Raw genomic sequence first — 19,526 nt, forward strand, 5'->3', positions numbered from 1 at the left:
CCAAGGTCTCGCACGCTCCGCGACGCTCACCACGCACGCTGACGGCGTTGCCGACGCTCGCCGTACGCCCGGTATGCCATCGCGGCGGCGCCTTGTCATCGCACGCGTTGAGCGCCGCTCGCTTGCACGATCCCTTGGAGTTAGTCATCTAGACCGACGCGAACCTCTCCCAGGACCGGTGCACTCCGGCGAGCGCGAGCACCTCGTCGAGCACGCCGACCGCCGCGCTGCCGGAGACCACGCCGGGCTGGTCCTCGGAGATGCCCGCCACGGCCAGGGCGCGCACGCCCTCGCCCCAGGCGCCGATCACCTTCGCGTGCCGGTAGGCCTCCTCCAGCAGCAGCACCACCCGCGGGTCCAGTGTGGTGGTGCGGGCGGCGCCGGCCTTCGCGTCGCGCAGCGGGAGCGCGTCCGGGGCCGCCACGGGTGAGCCGGCGAGCAGCACGGCGTCGAACTCGACCGACCGGGTCGTGGCGAAGGTCCGCTGGACGGTGAGCTCGCCGACCGTGCCGCCGTGGGGTGCGATCACGAGCGGCACCATGCCGGCGGCGAGGATGGTCTCGCGCACCTCCGGTACGTCGGCCAGGTCGCCGTCGGGGTCGACGACGATCCCGACGACCCGGCCGTCACCGGGCCACGGTCCGCCGGTGAGCTGCGACAGCGCCGGGCTGGGGGTGACGTCGGCGAGCTCGCCGGTGGGCTCGGGCGCGGGCAGGCCGAGTGCCGTGGCGACCTCGGCGCACAGCCGGCCATCGATGTTCGCCAGTGCCTGGAGCTGGCGCTCCTTGATCGCCTGCTCGAAGCACTTGCCCAGCTCGAAGGCGTAGGCGCGGATGATGTGCTCCTGCTCGGTCGGGCTCATCGACTCCCAGAACAGCCGCGGCTGGGTGAAGTGGTCGTCGAAGGTCGCGGGCTGGGCCCGGACCTTGAGCCCGGTGACGTTGCGCGCCGCGTCGACGAAGGCCCGGGTCTGCTCGTCCGACAGGTCGGCGCCGGCGGTGAACGGGCAGCCGCCGTCGAGGGAGTTCGGCCGGTACGGCGCGACACCGGCGTGCACCGCGTGTTGGTGGAAGCCGTCGCGGAGCATGTCGTTGACGGGTGCGTGGGCGCGGTTGACGGGGATCTGGTTGAAGTTGGGCCCGCCGAGCCGGGTGAGCTGGGTGTCGACGTACGAGAACAGCCGGGCCTGGACCAGCGGGTCGTCGGTGACGTCGATGCCGGGGACGAGGTGGCCGACGTGGAAGGCGACCTGCTCGGTCTCGGCGAAGAAGTTGGTGGGGTTGCGGTCGAGCACCATCCGTCCGATCGGCTGGACGGGAGCGAGCTCCTCGGGCACCAGCTTGGTCGGGTCGAGCAGGTCGATGCCCTGGAACAGCTGGTCCTCGGTGTCCTCGAACACCTGGATGCCGAGCTCCCACTCCGGGTGCGCGCCGGCCTCGATGGCGTCGGCCAGGTCTCGTCGGTGGAAGTCCGGGTCCAGCCCGCCGATCAGCTGTGCCTCCTCCCAGGTGAGGGAGTGGACGCCGAGCCGGGGCTTCCAGTGGAACTTCACGAGCGACGTCTCGCCGGCGGCGTTGACCAGCCGGAAGGTGTGGACGCCGAAGCCCTCCATCATCCGGTACGAGCGGGGGATGCCGCGGTCGGACATGTTCCACAGCGCGTGGTGCTGGGCCTCGGTGTGCAGGGAGACGAAGTCCCAGAAGGTGTCGTGGGCGCTCTGCGCCTGCGGGATCTCGCGGTCGGGATGGGGCTTGCCGGCGTGGATGATGTCGGGGAACTTGATCCCGTCCTGGATGAAGAACACCGGCATGTTGTTGCCGACCAGGTCCCAGATCCCCTCGTCGGTGTAGAACTTCGTCGCGAAGCCGCGGGTGTCGCGCACGGTGTCCGCGGAGCCGCGCGAGCCGAGCACGGTCGAGAAGCGCACGAACACGGGAGTCCGCTTCCCCTCGGCGAACAGGCCGGCGAAGGTGACGGGCGTCGCCGTGCCGTAGCCCTCGAAGTACCCGTGGGCCCCGGCGCCGCGGGCGTGCACCACCCGCTCGGGGATCCGCTCGTGGTCGAAGTGCGTGATCTTCTCGCGCAGGTGGTGGTCCTGGAGCAGGGTCGGCCCGCGCTCGCCGGCCTTGAGCGAATGGTCGGTGTCGCGGAGCCGGGTGCCGGTGGACGTCGTCAGCCAGCGCCCCTGCTGACCCACCGACCGCGGGTCCTCGTCGGCGGGTGCACCGGTCGGCGTGCGGGTGTCGGGCGTGCCCTGGTCGGGCTTCGGCGAGAGCGGGTCGACCGGCTCGGTCGGCTCGGTGAGGCTGGGCGGCGCGGGGGCGGGCGCGCCGGGGATCGCGTCGTGCTTCGGGTCCTTCGCGTTCATGGAGGCTCCTCTGGTTGCGGACCTCCGCGTGGTACCCGCCGGTCCCGGCCGGATCCCGGGTGCTGCTACCCTGGCTGCCATCATGACGCGAGCGCTCCTTCTTAGCGGCCGCAGCGAGGTCTGACTCAGCCGGACCCCCTCGCTGCGGAGTGAGTCGCGCGCCCGGCGCCTTTCGTCACTCACGAACCCCGAGGAAGTCATGAACCAGCAGCGCGTCACCATCCCCGCCCAGCAGCCGAGCGGGATGCCGTACCACCGCTACACCGCCTTCGAGCCGGTGACCGTGCCCGACCGCACCTGGCCCGACCAGAAGATCACCCAGGCCCCGCGGTGGCTGTCCACCGACCTGCGCGACGGCAACCAGGCGCTCATCGACCCGATGAGCCCCTCGCGCAAGATGAAGATGTTCGAGCTCCTGGTGAAGATGGGCTACAAGGAGATCGAGATCGGGTTCCCGGCCGCGAGCCAGACCGACTTCGACTTCGTGCGCCAGCTCGTCGAGGAGGACCGGATCCCCGACGACGTCCGGGTCTCGGTGCTGACCCAGGCCCGCGAGGACCTGATCGCGCGCACCGTCGAGTCGCTCCAGGGCGCCGACAAGGCGACCGTCCACCTCTACAACGCGACCGCGCCGCTGTTCCAGCGCGTCGTCTTCGGCGTCACCGAGGCCGAGTGCATCGCGATCGCGACCCGCGGCACCGAGTGGGTGATGAAGTACGCCGACCAGCTGCTCCGGGGCACCGACTTCGGCTACCAGTACAGCCCCGAGATCTTCACCCAGACGCCCACCGACTTCGCGCTCGAGGTCTGCGAGCGGGTCTCCGACGTCTGGCAGCCGGAGGACGGCCGCGAGATCATCCTCAACCTGCCGGCGACCGTCGAGATGTCGACCCCCAACACCTACGCCGACCAGATCGAGTACTTCTCGCGCCACCTCACCCGCCGCGCCCACTCGGTGATCAGCCTGCACCCCCACAACGACCGCGGGACGGCCGTCGCGGCCACCGAGCTCGCGCTGATGGCCGGTGCCGACCGGGTCGAGGGCTGCCTGTTCGGCCACGGCGAGCGCACCGGCAACGTCGACCTGGTCACCCTCGGCATGAACCTGTTCAGCCAGGGGATCGACCCGCAGATCGACTTCTCCGAGATCGACGAGGTGCGCCGCACGGTCGAGTACTGCACCCAGCTGCCCGTCCACCCGCGCCACCCGTGGGCCGGCGACCTGGTCTACACCGCCTTCTCCGGCTCCCACCAGGACGCCATCAAGAAGGGCCTGGAGGACCTCGACCGGATCGCGGCCGAGCAGGGCAAGCCGGTCGGCGAGATCCCGTGGGAGGCGCCGTACCTCCCGATCGACCCCAAGGACGTCGGCCGCACCTACGAGGCCGTCATCCGGGTCAACAGCCAGTCCGGCAAGGGCGGTGTCGCCTACGTGCTGAAGGCCGAGCACAGCCTGGACCTGCCGCGCCGTGCCCAGATCGAGTTCAGCCGGGTCATCCAGCAGCACACCGACGCCCAGGGCGGCGAGGTCACGCCCGAGGCGATCTGGGAGATCTTCCGCAAGGAGTACCTCGACCGCGAGGCGCCCTACGACCTGGTCTCGTTCTCCTCGACCACCAGCGAGGACGGCGAGGACAGCCAGGAGGTCCGGCTCGTCGTCCGCGGCGAGGAGCGCACCTTCACCGGCATGGGCAACGGCCCGGTCGCTGCGTTCGTCGACGGCATGCGCCAGGCGGGGGCCGACATCCGGGTCCTCGACTACGCCGAGCACGCCCTCTCCTCGGGCGGCGACGCCGTCGCGGCGGCGTACGTCGAGTGCGAGATCGCCGGCGAGATCGTCTGGGGCATCGGGATCCACCACAACATCGTCACCGCGTCCCTGCGGGCGGTCGTCTGCGCCGCGAACCGCGCGCAGACGGTGACCATCCCGTCGGGCTCCTGAGGGCCGAGGACATGGGTCGCGCCGCGCTGGCCTCCGAGCAGGTCGGACAGGTCTTCGTCGAGGGCCGGCGCGGTCGCGACCGCCTCGAGTACACCGCGTACGGCGCCGGCGAGTCCTGGGTCGTCCTCGTCCCGCCGCTGCTGGTGCCGCGCGGGGTCCACGACCGCACCGCGCGGATGCTGGCCTCCCACGGCCTGCACGTGCTCGTCCTCGACCCGCTCGGTCACGGCCGCTCGGACCGACCCGCCGACCCGCTGTCGTACTCCGTGACCGCGTTCGCCGAGCAGGTCGTCGCGCTCCTCGACCACGTCGGCGCGGCCCGGGCGGTGGTCGGCGGCAGCTCGATCGGCGCCAATGTCGCGCTGGAGGTCGCCGTCCGCGCCCCCGAGCGCGTCGCCGGCCTGCTGCTCGACGGCCCGGTCCTCGAGAACGCCCTCGGCGCGCAGCTCGCGCTGCTCACCCCGGTGCTCAGCACCGCCCGCTTCGCGCCGCTCGCCCTCACCGCGCTCCGCCTGGCGACCCGTCCGCTGCCCCGGCGGCTCGCGCCGGCGTGGGTCGGCCTGGTCCTCGACACCCTCGACGCCCGCCCCGGCCCGGTCGCGGCCGTCGTCCAGGGGGTGCTCTTCGGCCGGTTCGCGCCGTCCTCGGCCGAGCGGGCCGAGGTCCGCGCGCCCACCCTGGTGCTCGCCCGCGTCGCCGACCCCTTCCACCCGGTCGGCGACGCCGCGACGCTCGTCGAGGAGATCGACGGCGCGGTCCTGGAGCGGGCGGAGGCGGCGCTGGAGTGGCGGCGGCGTCCCGAGCGGCTCGACCTCGTCGTCACCCGGTTCGCGCTGGAGTGTGCCCGCCCGGCGCGGCGGGCGCGTCGTACCCGGTCGTCGTGATCGGTCGGCGCCTGGGCCGGGAGGGTGATCGCACCCGGCATCTCGGTCGCTCCTGAGGCCGATCCGCGACCCGGATGCCGGGTACGACGGCGAGGACCGGGCCCGGGCCGACGGGGTGGCGGCGGGCATTCGCCCGGCCGAGGCCGCACAATGGGGGAGTGCCGCTCTACCGTGACGAGGCGATCGTCCTGCGCACCCGCAAGTTGGGTGAGGCGGACCGCATCGTCACCCTGCTGACCCGCGAGCACGGCGTGGTCCGTGCGGTCGCCAAGGGCGTGCGTCGTACGACGTCGCGGTGGGGTTCGCGCCTCGAACCGTTCACCCACGTCGACCTCCAGCTCGCCGAGGGCCGCAACCTCGACACGATCACCCAGGCCGAGACCCGGGCCGCGTACGCCGCCCCGCTGGGTGCCGACTACGAGCGCTACACCGCCGGCACCGCCATGCTCGAGACCGCGGAGCGCCTGGTCGTCGAGGAGCGCGAGCCCGCGCGCCAGCAGTTCGCCCTGCTCCTCGGCGGGCTGAACGCGATGGCTGCCGGGAGCCGCAACCAGTGCCACGTCCTCGACTCGTACCTGCTGCGTGCGCTCGCCATCGCCGGCTACGCCCCGACCTTCGTCGACTGCGCCCACTGCGGCCGGCCGCCCGTCACCGCGACGGGCGAGCTGGGGCACCACCGCTGGTTCAACCCGTCGATGGGTGGCGTGCTCTGCTCGACCTGCCGGATCCCCGGCTCCGCGACCCCCGCCCCCGAGACGCTCACCCTGCTCGGCGGCCTGCTCGCCGGGGACTGGTCGGTCATCGAGGCCGCGGACCCGCGCCACGTCCGTGAGGCCAGTGGGCTGGTCGCCGCGTTCGTGCAGTGGCAGCTGGAGCGCGGGCTGCGGTCGCTGGCGTACGTCGAGCGCTGAGGTGGGTGCAGGAATCGCCGGTCGACCGGCGATTCCTGCACTTGTCGGCCGTTGCAACGCCCACCAAGTGACAGAACTGCCCGTCAAGTGGCCCCGTCAAGTGGCACGGGTGATGCCCAGGTGGCGCTCCCGCTGCGCCTGACAGACTGCTCCCCGTGACCCGCTCCACCCGTCGTACCCGTGCCGCCGCGGCGGCCGCCGCCACCCGCGGCCCGGTCCGCCCGCCCACGCCCCACCCTTCCGGCGCCCGCCCGCCCGCCGTACCCGCGGAGCTGGTCCCGCACCACGTCGCGGTCGTGATGGACGGCAACGGCCGCTGGGCCAAGGAGCGCGGCCTGCCGCGGACCAAGGGGCACGAGGAGGGCGAGTCGAGCCTGTTCGACGTGGTCGAGGGCGCGATCGAGATCGGCGTCAAGGCCATCTCGGCGTACGCCTTCTCCACCGAGAACTGGTCGCGCAGTCCCGACGAGGTGAAGTTCCTGATGGGCTTCAACCGCGACGTGATCCGCCGCCGGCGCGACGAGATGCACGAGCTCGGCGTCCGGGTCCGCTGGGCCGGCCGCGCGCCGCGGCTGTGGAAGTCGGTGATCACCGAGCTCCAGGTCGCCGAGGAGCTGACGAAGCACAACGACGTGCTGACCCTCACCATGTGCGTCAACTACGGCGGCCGCTCCGAGCTCGGCGACGCCGCCAAGGCGCTCGCCCGCGACGTCGCCGCCGGGCGGATCAACCCCGACAAGGTCGACGAGCGCACCCTGGGCCGCTACCTCTACGTCCCCGAGCTCCCCGACGCCGACCTGATCTGGCGCACCTCCGGCGAGCAGCGGCTCTCGAACTTCATGCTCTACCAGGCGGCGTACGCCGAGTTCGTGTTCTCCGACGTGCTCTGGCCCGACGTCGACCGGCGCCACCTGTGGGCGGCGATCGACGAGTACGCCCGCCGCGACCGGCGCTACGGCGGGGCGGAGCCGAACCCGACGGCCTAGTGCTCGTCGTAGTGCCCACCGTGCACGGCGTGCCGGTGCCCGTCGTGCACGTAGTCGACGTGGTCGTCGTGGGGTACGGCGAGGTGCCCGCAGCCGGGTCCGTGGTCGTGGGGATGCTCACCACACGCCTCGTGCGCGGGGGCGGCCTGCCCGGCCGCGAAGGGCTCGCGCAGGCGGGCGCGGTGGCGCTGCCAGATGCCGATCGGCCAGGCGACGGCGTAGCAGGCGAGAGCGAGCAGGACGATGGTCGGGCCGGGCGCGACGTTGGCCTGGTACGACGCGAAGGTGGCCGTGACCAGGCCGCCGACGGAGGCGAGGGTGCCGAGGGCGACGGCGGCGGCGATGGTCGTGCGGAAGGACCGGGTCAGCTGCTGGGCGGTGGCGACGGGGACGACCATCAGCGCGGAGACGAGCAGCAGGCCGACGGTGCGCATCGCGACGGTGACCGACACGGCGGCGAGGACGGCGACGAGCACGTTGTAGACCCGCACCCGCAGCCCGGCGACCCGGGCGAACTCCTGGTCCTGGGCGACCGCGAACAGCTGGGGGGCGAGCCCGACGCAGAGTCCGACGACGGCGATGGCGAGCACCATCGTGATCAGTACGTCGCCGGGGGAGATGGTGGTCAGGGAGCCGAAGAGGTAGCGGTTGAGCGCGGCGGCGCTCTGGCCGCCGAGTCCGCTGACGAAGACGCCGCCGGCGAGGCCGCCGTAGAACAGCAGCGCCAGCGCCACGTCGCCGTTGGTCTGCCCGCGCTCGCGGATGACCTCGATCAGCACGGCGCCGAGCACGGCGACCAGGACCGCGGTCCACAGCGGTGACGCACCGGTGGCGAGGCCGATCGCGACGCCGGTGACGGCGACGTGGCCGATCCCGTCGCCCATCAGCGCGAGCCGCCGCTGGACCAGGAAGGTGCCGATCGCGGGCGCGGCGAGGCCGGTCAGCAGCGCGGCGATGAGGGCCCGCTGCATGAACGGCTCGTTGAACAGGGCGACGGCGTTCACAGGCGGTCTCCCGGGAGGTGGGGCTCGGTCCCCAAGGGCGCCGACGGGTGCGGGACGTGGTCGTGGTGGTGGTGATGGGTGTGGGGCTCGGCGAACCACGGCTGGTGCACCTCGTGGTCGCGCAGCGCCGCACCGTCGTAGGCCACCCGGCCGTCGCGCAGGACCACGGCCCGGTCGACGAGCGGGGCCAGCGGCCCGAGCTCGTGGGCGACGAGCACGATGGTCGCGCCGCGCTCCTTGAGCCGGCCGAGGGTGTCGGCGAGCACCTGCTGGTTGGGCAGGTCCACGCCGGCGGTGGGCTCGTCGAGGAAGAACAGCTCGGGCTCCCCGGCGAGCGCGCGGGCGATGAGGACGCGCTGCTGCTGGCCGCCCGAGAGGTTGGTGACGGCGTCGCGGCGACGGTCGGCGAGGCCGACCACCTCGAGCGCCTCGTCGATGGCCGCGCGGTCGGCCTTCGACAGCGGGCGCAGCAGCCGGCGCCGGGTGAGCCGCCCGGCGGCGACGACCTCCCACACCGACGCCGGGATGCCGGAGCCGGCGGTGGCGCGCTGGGGGACGTACCCGATCCGGCTCCAGGCGTCGTAAGCGTCGAGGGGGGTGCCGAAGAGCCGCACCTCGCCCCCGACCAGTGGGCGCAGCCCCACCATCGCGCGCACCAGGGTGGACTTGCCGGACCCGTTGGCGCCCATCAGCGCCACGAAGTCACCGGGTACGACGGCCAGGTCGATGCCGCGCAGCACCGGCCGCCCGCCGAGGGCGACGCTCGCGTTGCGGACCTCGACCGCGGGGGCCGCGCTCATCGGCAGCCGTTGGCGGAGCGCAGCGTCGCGAGGTTGGCCTGCATCAGGGAGAGGTAGTCCTGGTCGGCGGTGGCGTCGGTGAGTCCCTCGACGGGGTCGAGCACGCCGTTGGTGAGGCCGAGGTCGTTGGCGAAGCTCTCGCCGAGGGCCGGCTTGAGCGGCTCGCTGAACACCGTGGTGATGCCTTCCGTCTTGATCAGCTCCTTCAGCTCCCCGAGCACCGCGCCGGTGGGCTCGGCGTCGGGGGACAGGCCCACGATCGAGGCGACGTGCAGGCCGTACTTCTCCAGGTAGCCGAACGCGTCGTGGGACACCACGATGGTGTCACGCTCGCAGTCGGCGAGACCAGCGGCGTACTCGCCGTCGAGCGCGGTGAGGTCCTCGCGCAGCGCCTTCGCGTTGGCGCGGTAGGCGTCCGCGTGGTCCTGGTCGGCGTCGGCGAGCTCGTCGGCGAGAGCGTCGGCGAGGTCGGCGACCCGGATCGGGTCCTGCCAGAAGTGCGGGTCGAACTCGCCGTGGTCGTGCTCGTCTTCGTCGGCATGGCCTTCCTCGTCGGCGTGCTCCGCGTGCTCGTCGGCGTGCTCGGCGAAGGGCACCGGGTCGACGACCTCGGTGGCGTCGAGGGTGGCGCCGCGCGCGTTCTGCTCGACCGCGTCGTCGACGGCGGGCTGGAAGCCGGACTCGTAGACGACGACGTCGGCGTCGGCGAGCTGCGCGGTCTCCTTGATGGTCAGCTCGAGGTCGTGGGGCTCGGTGCCGGGCTGGGTGAGGAGGGCCACCCGGGCGCCGGTGCCGTCGGTGACCCGCTCGGCGACGTACGCCAGGGGGTAGAACGCCGCGGCGACGGTGACCTCGCCGTCGGTGCCGGAGTCGTCGCTGAACGCCGAGCAGCCCGCGAGGAGCGAGCCGGCGACGGTGAGGGCGGAGAGCGTGACGAGACCGGAGTACAAGCGCATGAGAATCATTCTCAATCAACCGGGGCAGCGCGGTCAAGTCGGCGGCGAGCCCTGCGTAGAGTGCGGCCGTGCTCGTCGTGAACCGCTTCCGCGCCGGAGAGGACCCGGCCGGCCTCCGGGCCGACCTCGAGCTCGTCCACGGCCTCCTCGCCGCGCAGGCCGGGTACGTCGCCGGCTGGGTCGGCCGCAACGTCGACGACCCGGACCTGTGGACCCTGACCACCCGCTGGGCCCACGTCGGCGCCTACCGTCGCGCGCTGTCGACGTACGACCTCAAGCTGCACGGCGTCCCGGTGCTGAGCCGCGCCCTCGACGAGCCCGGCGCCTACGAGGTCGTGGAGCCCGGCGGAGTGCTCAATGTGGTGGAGCCTCGCGTAACCTAGGGGTTTCGCTCCGCGAGTCATCGCCCACACCCGCTCGGCAGCCAGCCGGGCTCGTCCCACGCAAGGAAATCACCGTGGCCAAGCCGCCCCCGTCCACCGTCGACCAGGTCGTCTCCCTCGCGAAGCGCCGTGGCTTCGTCTACCCCTGTGGCGAGATCTACGGCGGCACCCGCTCGGCCTGGGACTACGGCCCGCTCGGCGTGGAGCTCAAGGAGAACATCAAGCGCCAGTGGTGGCGCTCGATGGTCCAGAGCCGTGACGACGTGGTCGGCCTCGACTCCAGCGTGATCCTGCCGCGCCAGACCTGGGAGGCGTCGGGCCACGTCGCGACCTTCACCGACCCGCTGACCGAGTGCCAGTCGTGCCACAAGCGCTTCCGCGCCGACCACCTCCAGGAGGCGTACGCCGAGAAGAAGGCGCGCGAAGGCAAGGAGGTGGACCCTGACGCGGTCCAGATGAGTGAGATCGCGTGCCCCAACTGCGGCAGCCGCGGCGCCTGGACCGAGCCGCGCCAGTTCTCCGGCCTGCTCAAGACCTACCTCGGCGTCATCGAGGACGAGTCGGGCCTCCACTACCTGCGCCCCGAGACCGCGCAGGGCATCTTCCTCAACTTCGCCAACGTGGTCACCTCGCAGCGGATGAAGCCCCCGTTCGGCATCGCCCAGATCGGCAAGAGCTTCCGCAACGAGATCACCCCCGGCAACTTCATCTTCCGCACCCGCGAGTTCGAGCAGATGGAGATGGAGTTCTTCGTCAAGCCGGGCGAGGACGAGGAGTGGCACCAGTACTGGATCGACACCCGCACGAAGTGGTACACCGACCTCGGCATCGACCCCGACAACCTGCGCCACTACGAGCACGCCAAGGAGAAGCTGTCCCACTACTCCAAGCGCACCGTCGACATCGAGTACCGCTTCAACTTCGCCGGCTCCGAGTGGGGTGAGCTCGAGGGCATCGCCAACCGCACCGACTTCGACCTGTCGACCCACGCCGAGGCGTCGGGCAAGGACCTGTCGTACTTCGACCAGGCCGCCAACACCCGCTACGTCCCCTACGTCATCGAGCCCGCGGCCGGTCTGTCGCGCAGCCTGATGACCTTCCTCGTCGACGCGTACGCCGAGGACGAGGCGCCCAACACCAAGGGCGGCGTCGACAAGCGCACCGTGCTCCGCCTCGACCCGCGGCTGGCCCCGGTCAAGGCCGCGGTCCTGCCGCTGAGCCGCAACGAGGACCTCACCCCGAAGGCCAAGGCGGTCGCGAGCGAGCTGCGCGCGCTGTGGAACGTCGAGTTCGACGATGCCGGCGCGATCGGCAAGCGCTACCGCCGGCAGGACGAGATCGGCACGCCCTACTGCGTCACCGTCGACTTCGACACCCTCGAGGACCAGGCCGTCACGGTCCGCGACCGTGACACCATGTCCCAGGAGCGGGTCTCGCTGTCCAAGCTGACCGCCTACTTCGCCGAGCGGCTCGTCGGGTGCTGAGCCTCCGGTCCGTCGCCGTGCCGGTGGCCGCCCTCGTGGTGTCCGCCGGCCTCGCGGGCTGCGGATCGGACGACCCGAAGGACGCGAAGAAGGCGAGGGCGACCGCGAGCGCCACGACCACGGCGCCTGCCGACTACCTGCCGGTGCCCAGCGACGTCACCCTCACCGAGCCCGGCACCGTCCTCGGGCTCGGGCAGGAGGGCGTGGTCGCCTTCCAACGGCGCCAGGACGAGGTCGGGGTGCTCGCGGTCACCGTCGAGCGGATCGAGCGGACCTCCTTCCAGGAGTCCTTCGCCGGCTGGAACGTCGACGCGGCGACGGCCGCGCGCACCCCCTACTTCGTGCGGGTCAAGGTCACCAACGTCGGCGACGTCGACCTCGGTGGGCTGCGCCTCGACAACGTGCTCTGGGCCGACGACGGCACCAACCTCGAGGCGCCCAACTACTACCAGGCCGACCAGCTTCCGGTCTGCTCGGGCGACCCGCTGCCGACACCCTTCGCGGCCGACGCGACGGCCGAGCTGTGCCAGGTCTACTTCATCGCGCCCACCCATGCGCTGGAGCGGGTGACCTTCTCGCCCTACGGCGGCCAGGACCCGGTCACCTGGAGCGGTGAGCTGAGCCCGGTCAAGAAGCCCGGCAAGAAGGGCAAGGCGTCGGAGAAGGCCGAGAAGACGTCGTGAGCGGGCTGCGCCTGGGCTCGCTCGAGGTGCCCACGCCGGTGGTGCTCGCCCCGATGGCCGGCATCACCAACGCCGCCTACCGCCGACTGTGCGCCGAGCACGGTGCCGGACTCTACGTCTGCGAGATGATCACCAGCCGCGGGCTGGTCGAGGGTGACGAGACGACTAAGCGGATGCTCGTCTTCGACGAGGCCGAGACGGTGCGCTCGGTGCAGCTCTACGGCACCGACCCGGCGTACGTCGGCCAGGCGACCCGGATCCTGTGCGAGGACTACGGCGTGGCCCACGTCGACCTCAACTTCGGCTGCCCGGTGCCCAAGGTGACCCGCAAGGGCGGCGGCGGCGCGCTGCCGTGGAAGCGCAATCTGCTCGGCGCGATCCTCGAGGAGGCGGTGGCCGCGGCGGCGCCGTTCGACGTGCCGGTGACCATGAAGACCCGCAAGGGCCTCGACGACGACCATCTCACCTTCCTCGACGCGGGCCGGATCGCGCAGGAGACCGGTGTCGCCGCGATCGCGCTGCACGGCCGCACCGTCGCGCAGGCCTACTCCGGCCAGGCCGACTGGGACGCCATCGGCGAGCTGGTCGCGAGCGTCGACATCCCGGTCCTCGGCAACGGCGACATCTGGGAGGCCGCCGACGCGCTGCGGATGATCGAGGAGACCGGTGCCGCCGGTGTCGTCGTCGGCCGCGGCTGCCTGGGCCGGCCCTGGCTGTTCCGCGACCTCGCCGCTGCCTTCTCCGCCGACGGCCCGGGTGAGACCACGCTGCCGACGCTCGGCGAGGTGGCGGCGATGATGCGCCGCCACGCCGAGCTGCTGTGCGAGCACATGGGGGAGGAGCGGGGCTGCAAGGAGTTCCGCAAGCACGTCACCTGGTATCTCAAGGGCTTCCGCGCCGGCGGCGAGCTGCGCCGCTCATTGGGCCTGGTCGACTCGCTGGCCGCCCTCGACCGGCTGCTCGCCGAGCTCGACCCGGCCGAGCCGTTCCCCGCCTCCGAGCTGGGCGCCCCGCGCGGCCGGCAGGGCGCGCCGCGCGCACGGATCGTGCTCCCGGAGGGCTGGCTCGACGACACCGACGGGCTCTCCGGCGGCGTCGGCGTCCTCGAGGATGTCGACGAGACCACGGGCGGGTGATCGGCCTCACCCACGGGAGCGGTCTCACCAATTGGTTGAAGGCTTGATCTCTGTGCTCTAGTAGCACGATGCTCTGGCGAAGGTCAGGGTCCTCGGGATGCATCTGTAAGCGACAGCAAAGGAATCAGCGCGTGGCCACCAGCCACAAGCGGGAAACCGCGCGACGTACGCCCCGAGCCGCCTTGCTGGCCGGCTCGCTCGCCGCCTTGGCGACCACCGCGGTCGTCGGTGGAGGCGTCCTCAACTCCTCCGCACCGGATTCGGACCTGGTCGCCGTCGACCGCTCGAAGTCCGCCCCTGCCGCCTCGATCGGCGACACCGGCGAACGGCTCCCGATGCTGTCGCGCAGCACGGACCGCTCCGCCGACGCGATCGGCACCGAGCTCGACGCCCTGCTCTCCGACTCCGCGACCGGCCAGGCGATCGCCGCGGCCAAGCAGCGGCTGTGGGCCGACGCCGACCTCAACCTGTGGAACCGCCCCGACAAGCGGGCCAAGCAGGTCGGCGAGATCGAGGAGGGCGAGAAGGTGCTCGTCACCGGCCGCACGTACGGCGAGCGCTCCGAGATCGTCCTCGACGGCAAGGCGCGCTGGGTCACCACCGGCCACTTCACCGACGAGAAGCCCGCGACCCTCGGCGGCGCCTGCACCAACGGCACCACCGTCCCGTCCGGCGTCAGCGAGAGCATCAAGAAGGTCCACGAGGCCGTCTGCGCCAACTTCCCCGACGTCAGCGTCTACGGCACGCTGCGCGGTGGCGGGGGCGACCACCCGCGCGGCCGGGCCGTCGACATCATGATCTCCGGGCCCGAGGGCTGGAAGATCGCCGAGTTCGTCCGCGCCAACTACGCGGCGCTGGGCGTCTCCTACGTCATCTACTCCCAGAAGATCTGGTCGGTCGAGCGCTCCGGCGAGGGCTGGCGAGGCATGCCGAACCGCGGTTCGGTCACCGCCAACCACTTCGACCACGTGCACGTCTCGGTCTACTGACCTGTCCACGGAGCGCCGGCAGAAGGTCTGTGCTCCGGAGCGCTTGCCTTCTTGGTTGAGTGCCCGCGGAACAGACGTCAGCTAGCCCAGCCGCGCGCGAGCCGCTGCACGCACATCTGGGTCCTCGAGCTCGTCGGCGGCAAGTTGTCGTAGGCGGTCCAACGCGGCTTGCTCCATCGGCGCAAGCAATGCGCCCTGGACGCGCACCGACTCCTCACAGTCCCACAGGCACTCCATGGCCCGCCTCTCGGCGAACGCCGAGTCGGTGGTGGCCATCGCCTGCACCGCGCGGGCGCGCGCATACGAGTACGCCGAATGGAGGTAGATCTCGTCGAGCTCCGGAAACGGCCCGACCTCAGCCAGTCTGCCGAGGGCGTGGGCGAGACTGGTCATCGTGTAGTAGTCATCAGCGACTGCCAACGCCGCCCGAACGGCAGGAGCATCCTCGACCTCGGCGTGTTTGGCGAACACGGCCGACGCCACGGCTCCGCGGCCATCGGTGTGCGACAGCCAGGAGCGGGCCAATGGCAGTGAAACGGCCGAGGGCAGTGCCGTGACGAACCGATATGCGGTCGCCCGGGCCGGCCCGCTCTCGTCTGTCTCGAGAACCCGCTCTACGACGTCCAACGCCGAGATGTCGCCGCGCCGTGAAAGCACGTGGACCGCAAGGCGCCAACCCGGATGCTCGACCTCGCGCGCAACCCGACGCAATGCATCGACTTCCGTTTGGTCACTGGTGGTGCGAAGACGATGAACGACCGCCTTCGGGAACGCGCCTGTCCAGGGTGCGCCGAGAAGGTCCTCTATCGACGCGTCCACCGAGGTCATGGAACTCATAGGTGACCGCGTCCCGCGGTCCGCACGCTCGGGCTCGCAGTGATTGACGTCCGCGGCATCGGGCGTCGCGCGGCGCAAGAGCGCGGCCTCGACCGAGCCGCGGCGGGCCATCGCCTCGATGACCTCGTCGACGATCCACTCGTCGTCGTCACCGTTCGCGCAAGCAGCAAGCGCGTCCACGGGCACGGCCAGGTGAAGCGCCAGGGACGCGTAGTAGTCGGCTCGCGACTCCACCTGACGATCCCACCGGGGCTCATGAGCCAAGCAAGCGAGCAGCAGTTCGGCTCCCGAATCGGACGCCGCGGCTTCCGACCACCCGGAACCTCGGCCTCGTTGCAGCATGCCGAGGGGACTGGCGGCGGGCGCAGCGTGCTCGATCTGCGGGAAGTGCATCTGGAGCAGCCTAGGTTGCAACGCTCGTCAGAGCCCATCCATTTCGACGCTCCGCGACCGGGTGCGGTCAGAACACCGGGACGTCGCCCCCGTCTTCGCGAAAGACCGCCCAGACATCTTCCTGCTTCAGAGTCGCGAACTCCCAGCCGATCCCGTCTCGCGAACTGACGTCACTCGCAACGGTCACGATCCACCGAGAGCGCCAATCGGAGGTCATCTGAGGTTTCTACCGGTTCGGCGCCGGCGTCAACGCCGCCAGCGCAGGTCGGCGTACGCGGCCTTCAGGTCCGGCCTCGGCGCGCGTAGGTAGAGCCAGGCGCCGATCAGCCCGAGCAGCAGGACCCGACCTACCCAGCGCCGCCGGCTCAGCCCGGCCGCCTCCCAGGTCGAGCGCGGCCAGCTGAGCACGTCGACCAATGCCCAGAGCTCGAGTACGACGAGCGTGACCGCGATGCCGATGACCAGCGGGAAGACGTACGCCGTGGAGTCACCGGAGCCGTCGGCGGCGAGGGCGAGCGGACCGTGCATGCGCGGAGCCTAGGGCACGCACCTCGGGCGCGCCTGCGATCCGTGCTGGCGCCGCGGATCGGTAGGGTCGCGTCGTGGACCCGGTCGAGCAGCGCTACGACGCGCACGCCCGCGAGCGGATCGTGCCCGAGCCCCCGAAGCGGGTGGAGGCGCCGGAGCGGCTGCCGTTCGAGCGCGACCGGGCGCGGGTGGTGCATGCCGCGTCCTTCCGGCGGCTGGCGGCGAAGACCCAGGTGGTCGGCCCCCAGAGTGACGACTTCGTGCGCAACCGGCTCACCCACAGCCTCGAGGTCGCCCAGATCGCGCGCGACCTCTCCCGGGCGCTCGGCACCCACCCCGACATCACCGAGACCGCCGCGTTGGCCCACGACCTCGGCCACCCGCCCTTCGGCCACAACGGCGAGCGGGCGCTGGCCGAGCTGGCCTCCTCGTGCGGCGGGTTCGAGGGCAATGCGCAGACCCTGCGGCTGCTCACCCGGCTGGAGGCCAAGACGCCCGGAGCGGGCCTCAACCTGACCCGCGCCACCCTCGACGCCTGCACCAAGTACCCCTGGGGGCGGGAGCGGGCGGCCGAGCACGCCGGCAAGTTCGGCGTCTACGACGACGACCGGCCGGCCTTCGAGTGGCTGCGGGCCGGTGCGCCGGCCGACGGACGCTGTCTCGAGGCGCAGGTGATGGATCTGGCCGACGACGTCGCCTACTCGGTCCACGACGTCGAGGACGGCACCGTCGCCGGCAAGGTCGACCTGACCCGGCTGGACCGGGCGGCGCTGTGGGACACGGTCCGGGTCTGGTACCTCCCCGACGCGAGCGACGACGAGCTCGACGCCGTCCTCGACCGGCTGCGGGCCGTCGGCAGCTGGCCCCGGGCGCCGTACGACGGCGGCCGGGCCGGCCTCGCCGCGCTGAAGAACCTCACCAGCGACCTCATCGGCCGGTTCTGCGGGGCGGTGCAGCAGGCCACCTTCGCGGCGGGTGAGGGCCCCTTCGTGCGCTACGTCGGCGAACTGGTCATCCCGGCCGACACCTGGGCCGAGATCACCGTGCTCAAGGGGATCGCCGCCCACTACGTCATGGAGGCCGCCGACCGGGTCGCCCTGCAGGTCCGGCAGCGCGAGCTGCTGGCGGCGCTGGTCGAGGTGCTGCTCGACCGCGCTCCGGACGCACTCGACGAGACGTACGCCGCCGACTGGCACGCCGCGGCCGACGACGCCGCCCGGACCCGGGTGGTCATCGACCAGGTCGCTTCGCTGACCGACGCCAGCGCCGTGGCCTGGCACGACCGTCTGCTGGGCTGAGTCCGAACCGGGAGGACCTCGCGGCGCGGGCTGGTCGCGGGAAACGGATCGGCCCGCCGCGCTGTCGCGCGACGGGCCGATCGGTTCGGTCGGGTCAGCCGGTGACCGGGATGTGGTGCTTGACCGGCTTCGGGGCGGGAGCGTCGCCGGGCTTGGGTGCGCCGCGGTCGGCGATGACGTTGCCGCACGTCGCGGACGCGACGGTGAGCTTCACCTGGTCGAGGACGTTCAGGTAGAGCGCGTCGACGGTGAAGGTGCCGTCGGCGTTCGCGGTCTGCCGGTTCACGACGAGCTCGACGATCGGCGGCACCCCGGCGACGTCGGGAACCTTCACCGCCTGGTTGGCCTTCTTGGTGTCCACGTTGACCGGCAGGCCGAGCGCCTTGAGGTCGGCGATGGTGGTGGTGCCGGTGTTGCCCGTGCACTTGGCCTCGACGGCGCCGGCGCCGACGACCTTCAGGTTGCCGGCGAGCACGTCGCACAGCGCCTTGAGCTGAGTCGGGTCGGTCAGCTTGGTGATGTCGAGTGCGCCGAGCCCACTCAGGTTGAGCGGCGTGCCCTTGCTCGAGTCGGCGATGGTGTCGATCGCCGTCTGCAGGCCGGGCAGCACCTGGTCGAGCGCGCCCTTGACCTGGTCGAGGGGCAGCGCGAGCGCGTCGGTGACCTGGGTGCAGGCGGTCTTGAGCTGGCCGGTGAGCGCGCCCTGCGGGTCGATGGTCTTGAGCAGGTCCTGGCCGACGGTCAGGTCGGTCACGCTCGCGCTGGCGGCGCCGTTCTGCGCGGACGCGTTGACGATGCCGCCGCTGGCCACCGGGTTGGCGGGGAGACCGATCAGCGAGTCGGTCTTGAGCGCGCCGTCGGTGGAGCTCACGGCGGGGGTCCGCGGGATCACCCCGTTGCCGGCGATGGAGAGCTCCAGGCCGAAGGCGGACGACGGCGTGCCCGCCGCGTTCGCCGACCCACCCGGAAGAAGGGCCGCGGACGTCGCCGCTCCCGCCGCCAGGAGGAGCGCGCCGGTCAGAGCCAGGTGCCGCTTGTTCTTCATGGGTGTTCCCTTCATCTTCATCATTTCTTCCCGAGGGGGAGCCGTTCGTGACCGTCAGGTCGCCTCGACCATGACCGGGGTGCCGATCGGGACGATGCGCAGCAGGTCGAGGGCGTCATCGGGCACCCGCACGCAGCCGTGGCTGATCGCCTTGCCGAAGACCGACGGGTCGGTCCAGCCGTGCAGCGCGACCGTGCCGGGGCCGCCGCCATAGGAGTCGAGCGTCTCGCTGTGGCTGCCCAGCGGCATGATCACCGGCGAGAACGGCTGCTGGTCGTCGATGATCTGCCCGAGCACGAAGGTCCGGCCGGTGGGGGTCGGGGTGGAGCCGGCGCCGATCGCGACGGTCCAGGTGCCGATCAGCGAGTCGTCCTCGAACAGCTCCAGCTCGCGCTCGCCGAGATGCACCCGCACCAGGAAGCGGCTGCGGGCCTCGGCCAGCTCGGAGGCCCGGATCCACCCGGTCGAGCCGTTCGGCTTCGACGGCAGCAGCACCTGAACCCAGTCGCGGTTGCGGCTGATCACCGGCAGCCACACGTCGCCGAACTCGGTCGGGCGCACCTTGCCGAACGGGGTCCCGTCGGGTTCGTCGTACAGCGCCGTCACCCGTTTGGGGTGCACGACCGTGCCGTTCGGCACCTTCGAGGGTCGCGGATCCCGCGGTGCCGCCTCGATGGTGGTGTGGGTGGTGCTCACCGGGAGCTTCTTGAGGTCCAGGTCGGCCGGCGCCGTGGGCGCCGCCGCCGGAGTCGTCTCGTCCCCGCCGTCCTTGAGGAACATGACGAGCGTCGAGACCGCGAAAATCAGCACGACCAGCGTCACCGGCCAGCTGGTACGGCGGCGCGACTCCTCCATGCTCGGTCCCTCCCAGAACGTCCATCCCCACACCCCCCGTGCGG

18 protein-coding genes are annotated in these 19,526 nt (G+C 71.8%); 10 read left to right on the top strand and 8 right to left on the bottom strand.

Annotation, left to right across the window (positions count from 1 at the left end):
- Positions 1-148: 148 nt before the first annotated feature.
- Positions 149-2,368, bottom strand: a complete 2,220-nt coding sequence (locus JOD66_RS23960; RefSeq protein WP_204839311.1) for a catalase — start codon at positions 2,366-2,368, stop codon at positions 149-151.
- A gap of 199 nt (positions 2,369-2,567) precedes the next feature.
- Here JOD66_RS23960 and leuA point away from each other — a divergent pair, with 199 nt between their 5' ends.
- The 4 genes from leuA to JOD66_RS23980 all read left to right on the top strand — a co-directional run bounded on the left by leuA (position 2,568) and on the right by JOD66_RS23980 (position 7,091).
- The gene (gene leuA / locus JOD66_RS23965; RefSeq protein WP_239545415.1) at positions 2,568-4,310 is read left to right on the top strand and encodes a 2-isopropylmalate synthase; all 1,743 of its coding nucleotides are present in this window, start codon (positions 2,568-2,570) and stop codon (positions 4,308-4,310) included.
- An 11-nt stretch (positions 4,311-4,321) separates the two neighbouring features.
- Positions 4,322-5,194, top strand: coding sequence for an alpha/beta fold hydrolase (locus tag JOD66_RS23970; protein WP_204839312.1), 873 nt, complete (start codon positions 4,322-4,324; stop codon positions 5,192-5,194).
- 158 nt (positions 5,195-5,352) lie between these two features.
- On the top strand, positions 5,353-6,105 hold the full coding sequence (gene recO / locus JOD66_RS23975) for a DNA repair protein RecO (protein ID WP_204839313.1): 753 nt from the start codon (positions 5,353-5,355) through the stop codon (positions 6,103-6,105).
- A 155-nt stretch (positions 6,106-6,260) separates the two neighbouring features.
- Positions 6,261-7,091, top strand: coding sequence for an isoprenyl transferase (locus JOD66_RS23980; protein WP_204839314.1), 831 nt, complete (start codon positions 6,261-6,263; stop codon positions 7,089-7,091).
- Here JOD66_RS23980 and JOD66_RS23985 read toward each other — a convergent pair.
- The 3 genes from JOD66_RS23985 to JOD66_RS23995 are packed head-to-tail and all read right to left on the bottom strand — an operon-like array spanning position 7,088 to position 9,851.
- Entirely contained in the window at positions 7,088-8,095 is a 1,008-nt protein-coding gene (locus JOD66_RS23985) for a metal ABC transporter permease (RefSeq protein WP_307823690.1), read from the bottom strand. The two genes, JOD66_RS23980 and JOD66_RS23985, sit on opposite strands and share 4 nt — an antisense overlap.
- A complete protein-coding gene (locus tag JOD66_RS23990; protein WP_204839315.1) occupies positions 8,092-8,895 on the bottom strand; it encodes a metal ABC transporter ATP-binding protein in 804 nt (267 codons plus the stop codon). Before JOD66_RS23990 ends, JOD66_RS23985 begins: the two co-directional genes overlap by 4 nt.
- Complete coding sequence (locus tag JOD66_RS23995) at positions 8,892-9,851, bottom strand: metal ABC transporter substrate-binding protein (RefSeq protein ID WP_204839316.1); 960 nt, start codon at positions 9,849-9,851, stop codon at positions 8,892-8,894. The genes JOD66_RS23990 and JOD66_RS23995 overlap by 4 nt, the downstream gene beginning before the upstream one ends.
- A 68-nt stretch (positions 9,852-9,919) precedes the next feature.
- Between JOD66_RS23995 and JOD66_RS24000 the strand changes: the two genes are divergently transcribed.
- The 5 genes from JOD66_RS24000 (at position 9,920) to JOD66_RS24020 (ending at position 14,526) form a co-directional block, all read left to right on the top strand.
- Complete coding sequence (locus tag JOD66_RS24000; protein ID WP_204839317.1) at positions 9,920-10,234, top strand: antibiotic biosynthesis monooxygenase family protein; 315 nt, start codon at positions 9,920-9,922, stop codon at positions 10,232-10,234.
- A 74-nt stretch (positions 10,235-10,308) separates the two neighbouring features.
- On the top strand, positions 10,309-11,718 hold the full coding sequence (locus JOD66_RS24005) for a glycine--tRNA ligase (RefSeq protein WP_204839318.1): 1,410 nt from the start codon (positions 10,309-10,311) through the stop codon (positions 11,716-11,718).
- Positions 11,712-12,401, top strand: coding sequence for a hypothetical protein (locus JOD66_RS24010; protein WP_204839319.1), 690 nt, complete (start codon positions 11,712-11,714; stop codon positions 12,399-12,401). Before JOD66_RS24005 ends, JOD66_RS24010 begins: the two co-directional genes overlap by 7 nt.
- Complete coding sequence (gene dusB / locus JOD66_RS24015) at positions 12,398-13,537, top strand: tRNA dihydrouridine synthase DusB (RefSeq protein WP_204839320.1); 1,140 nt, start codon at positions 12,398-12,400, stop codon at positions 13,535-13,537. The genes JOD66_RS24010 and dusB overlap by 4 nt, the downstream gene beginning before the upstream one ends.
- 131 nt (positions 13,538-13,668) lie before the next feature.
- A complete protein-coding gene (locus JOD66_RS24020) occupies positions 13,669-14,526 on the top strand; it encodes a VldE C-terminal domain-containing protein (RefSeq protein ID WP_204839321.1) in 858 nt (285 codons plus the stop codon).
- 81 nt (positions 14,527-14,607) lie between these two features.
- On the opposite strand, the gene JOD66_RS24025 is transcribed toward JOD66_RS24020, so the two are convergent.
- Together JOD66_RS24025 and JOD66_RS24030 are read right to left on the bottom strand one after the other, a co-directional pair.
- Positions 14,608-15,756, bottom strand: coding sequence for a hypothetical protein (locus JOD66_RS24025; protein ID WP_204839322.1), 1,149 nt, complete (start codon positions 15,754-15,756; stop codon positions 14,608-14,610).
- A gap of 246 nt (positions 15,757-16,002) precedes the next feature.
- Complete coding sequence (locus JOD66_RS24030) at positions 16,003-16,284, bottom strand: hypothetical protein (RefSeq protein WP_204839323.1); 282 nt, start codon at positions 16,282-16,284, stop codon at positions 16,003-16,005.
- A gap of 74 nt (positions 16,285-16,358) precedes the next feature.
- Here JOD66_RS24030 and JOD66_RS24035 point away from each other — a divergent pair, with 74 nt between their 5' ends.
- Positions 16,359-17,582: a deoxyguanosinetriphosphate triphosphohydrolase gene (locus JOD66_RS24035; protein ID WP_204839324.1), complete on the top strand. Its 1,224-nt coding sequence runs from the start codon at positions 16,359-16,361 to the stop codon at positions 17,580-17,582.
- Between the two features lie 94 nt (positions 17,583-17,676).
- Here the strand turns inward: JOD66_RS24035 and JOD66_RS24040 are convergent, their stop codons facing one another.
- Both JOD66_RS24040 and ldt-CoaP read right to left on the bottom strand, forming a co-directional pair.
- Positions 17,677-18,627 (bottom strand): hypothetical protein, encoded by a 951-nt coding sequence (locus JOD66_RS24040; protein WP_204839325.1) that lies wholly within the window; start codon positions 18,625-18,627, stop codon positions 17,677-17,679.
- 54 nt (positions 18,628-18,681) lie between these two features.
- Entirely contained in the window at positions 18,682-19,482 is an 801-nt protein-coding gene (gene ldt-CoaP, locus JOD66_RS24045) for a L,D-transpeptidase (RefSeq protein ID WP_204839326.1), read from the bottom strand.
- Positions 19,483-19,526 lie beyond the last annotated feature (44 nt).

Origin of the sequence: Nocardioides nitrophenolicus (assembly GCF_016907515.1) — a bacterium.
GTDB classification, from domain to species: Bacteria; Actinomycetota; Actinomycetes; order Propionibacteriales; family Nocardioidaceae; genus Nocardioides; species Nocardioides nitrophenolicus.

Coding starts and splice junctions, on each gene's coding strand:
- JOD66_RS23960 (WP_204839311.1), bottom strand. CDS start 2,368: ATGAACGCGAAGGACCCGAAGCACGACGCGATCCCCGGCGCGCCCGCC.
- leuA (WP_239545415.1), top strand. CDS start 2,568: ATGAACCAGCAGCGCGTCACCATCCCCGCCCAGCAGCCGAGCGGGATG.
- JOD66_RS23970 (WP_204839312.1), top strand. CDS start 4,322: ATGGGTCGCGCCGCGCTGGCCTCCGAGCAGGTCGGACAGGTCTTCGTC.
- JOD66_RS23990 (WP_204839315.1), bottom strand. CDS start 8,895: ATGAGCGCGGCCCCCGCGGTCGAGGTCCGCAACGCGAGCGTCGCCCTC.
- JOD66_RS23995 (WP_204839316.1), bottom strand. CDS start 9,851: ATGCGCTTGTACTCCGGTCTCGTCACGCTCTCCGCCCTCACCGTCGCC.
- JOD66_RS24025 (WP_204839322.1), bottom strand. CDS start 15,756: ATGCACTTCCCGCAGATCGAGCACGCTGCGCCCGCCGCCAGTCCCCTC.
- JOD66_RS24030 (WP_204839323.1), bottom strand. CDS start 16,284: ATGCACGGTCCGCTCGCCCTCGCCGCCGACGGCTCCGGTGACTCCACG.
- JOD66_RS24040 (WP_204839325.1), bottom strand. CDS start 18,627: ATGAAGAACAAGCGGCACCTGGCTCTGACCGGCGCGCTCCTCCTGGCG.
- ldt-CoaP (WP_204839326.1), bottom strand. CDS start 19,482: ATGGAGGAGTCGCGCCGCCGTACCAGCTGGCCGGTGACGCTGGTCGTG.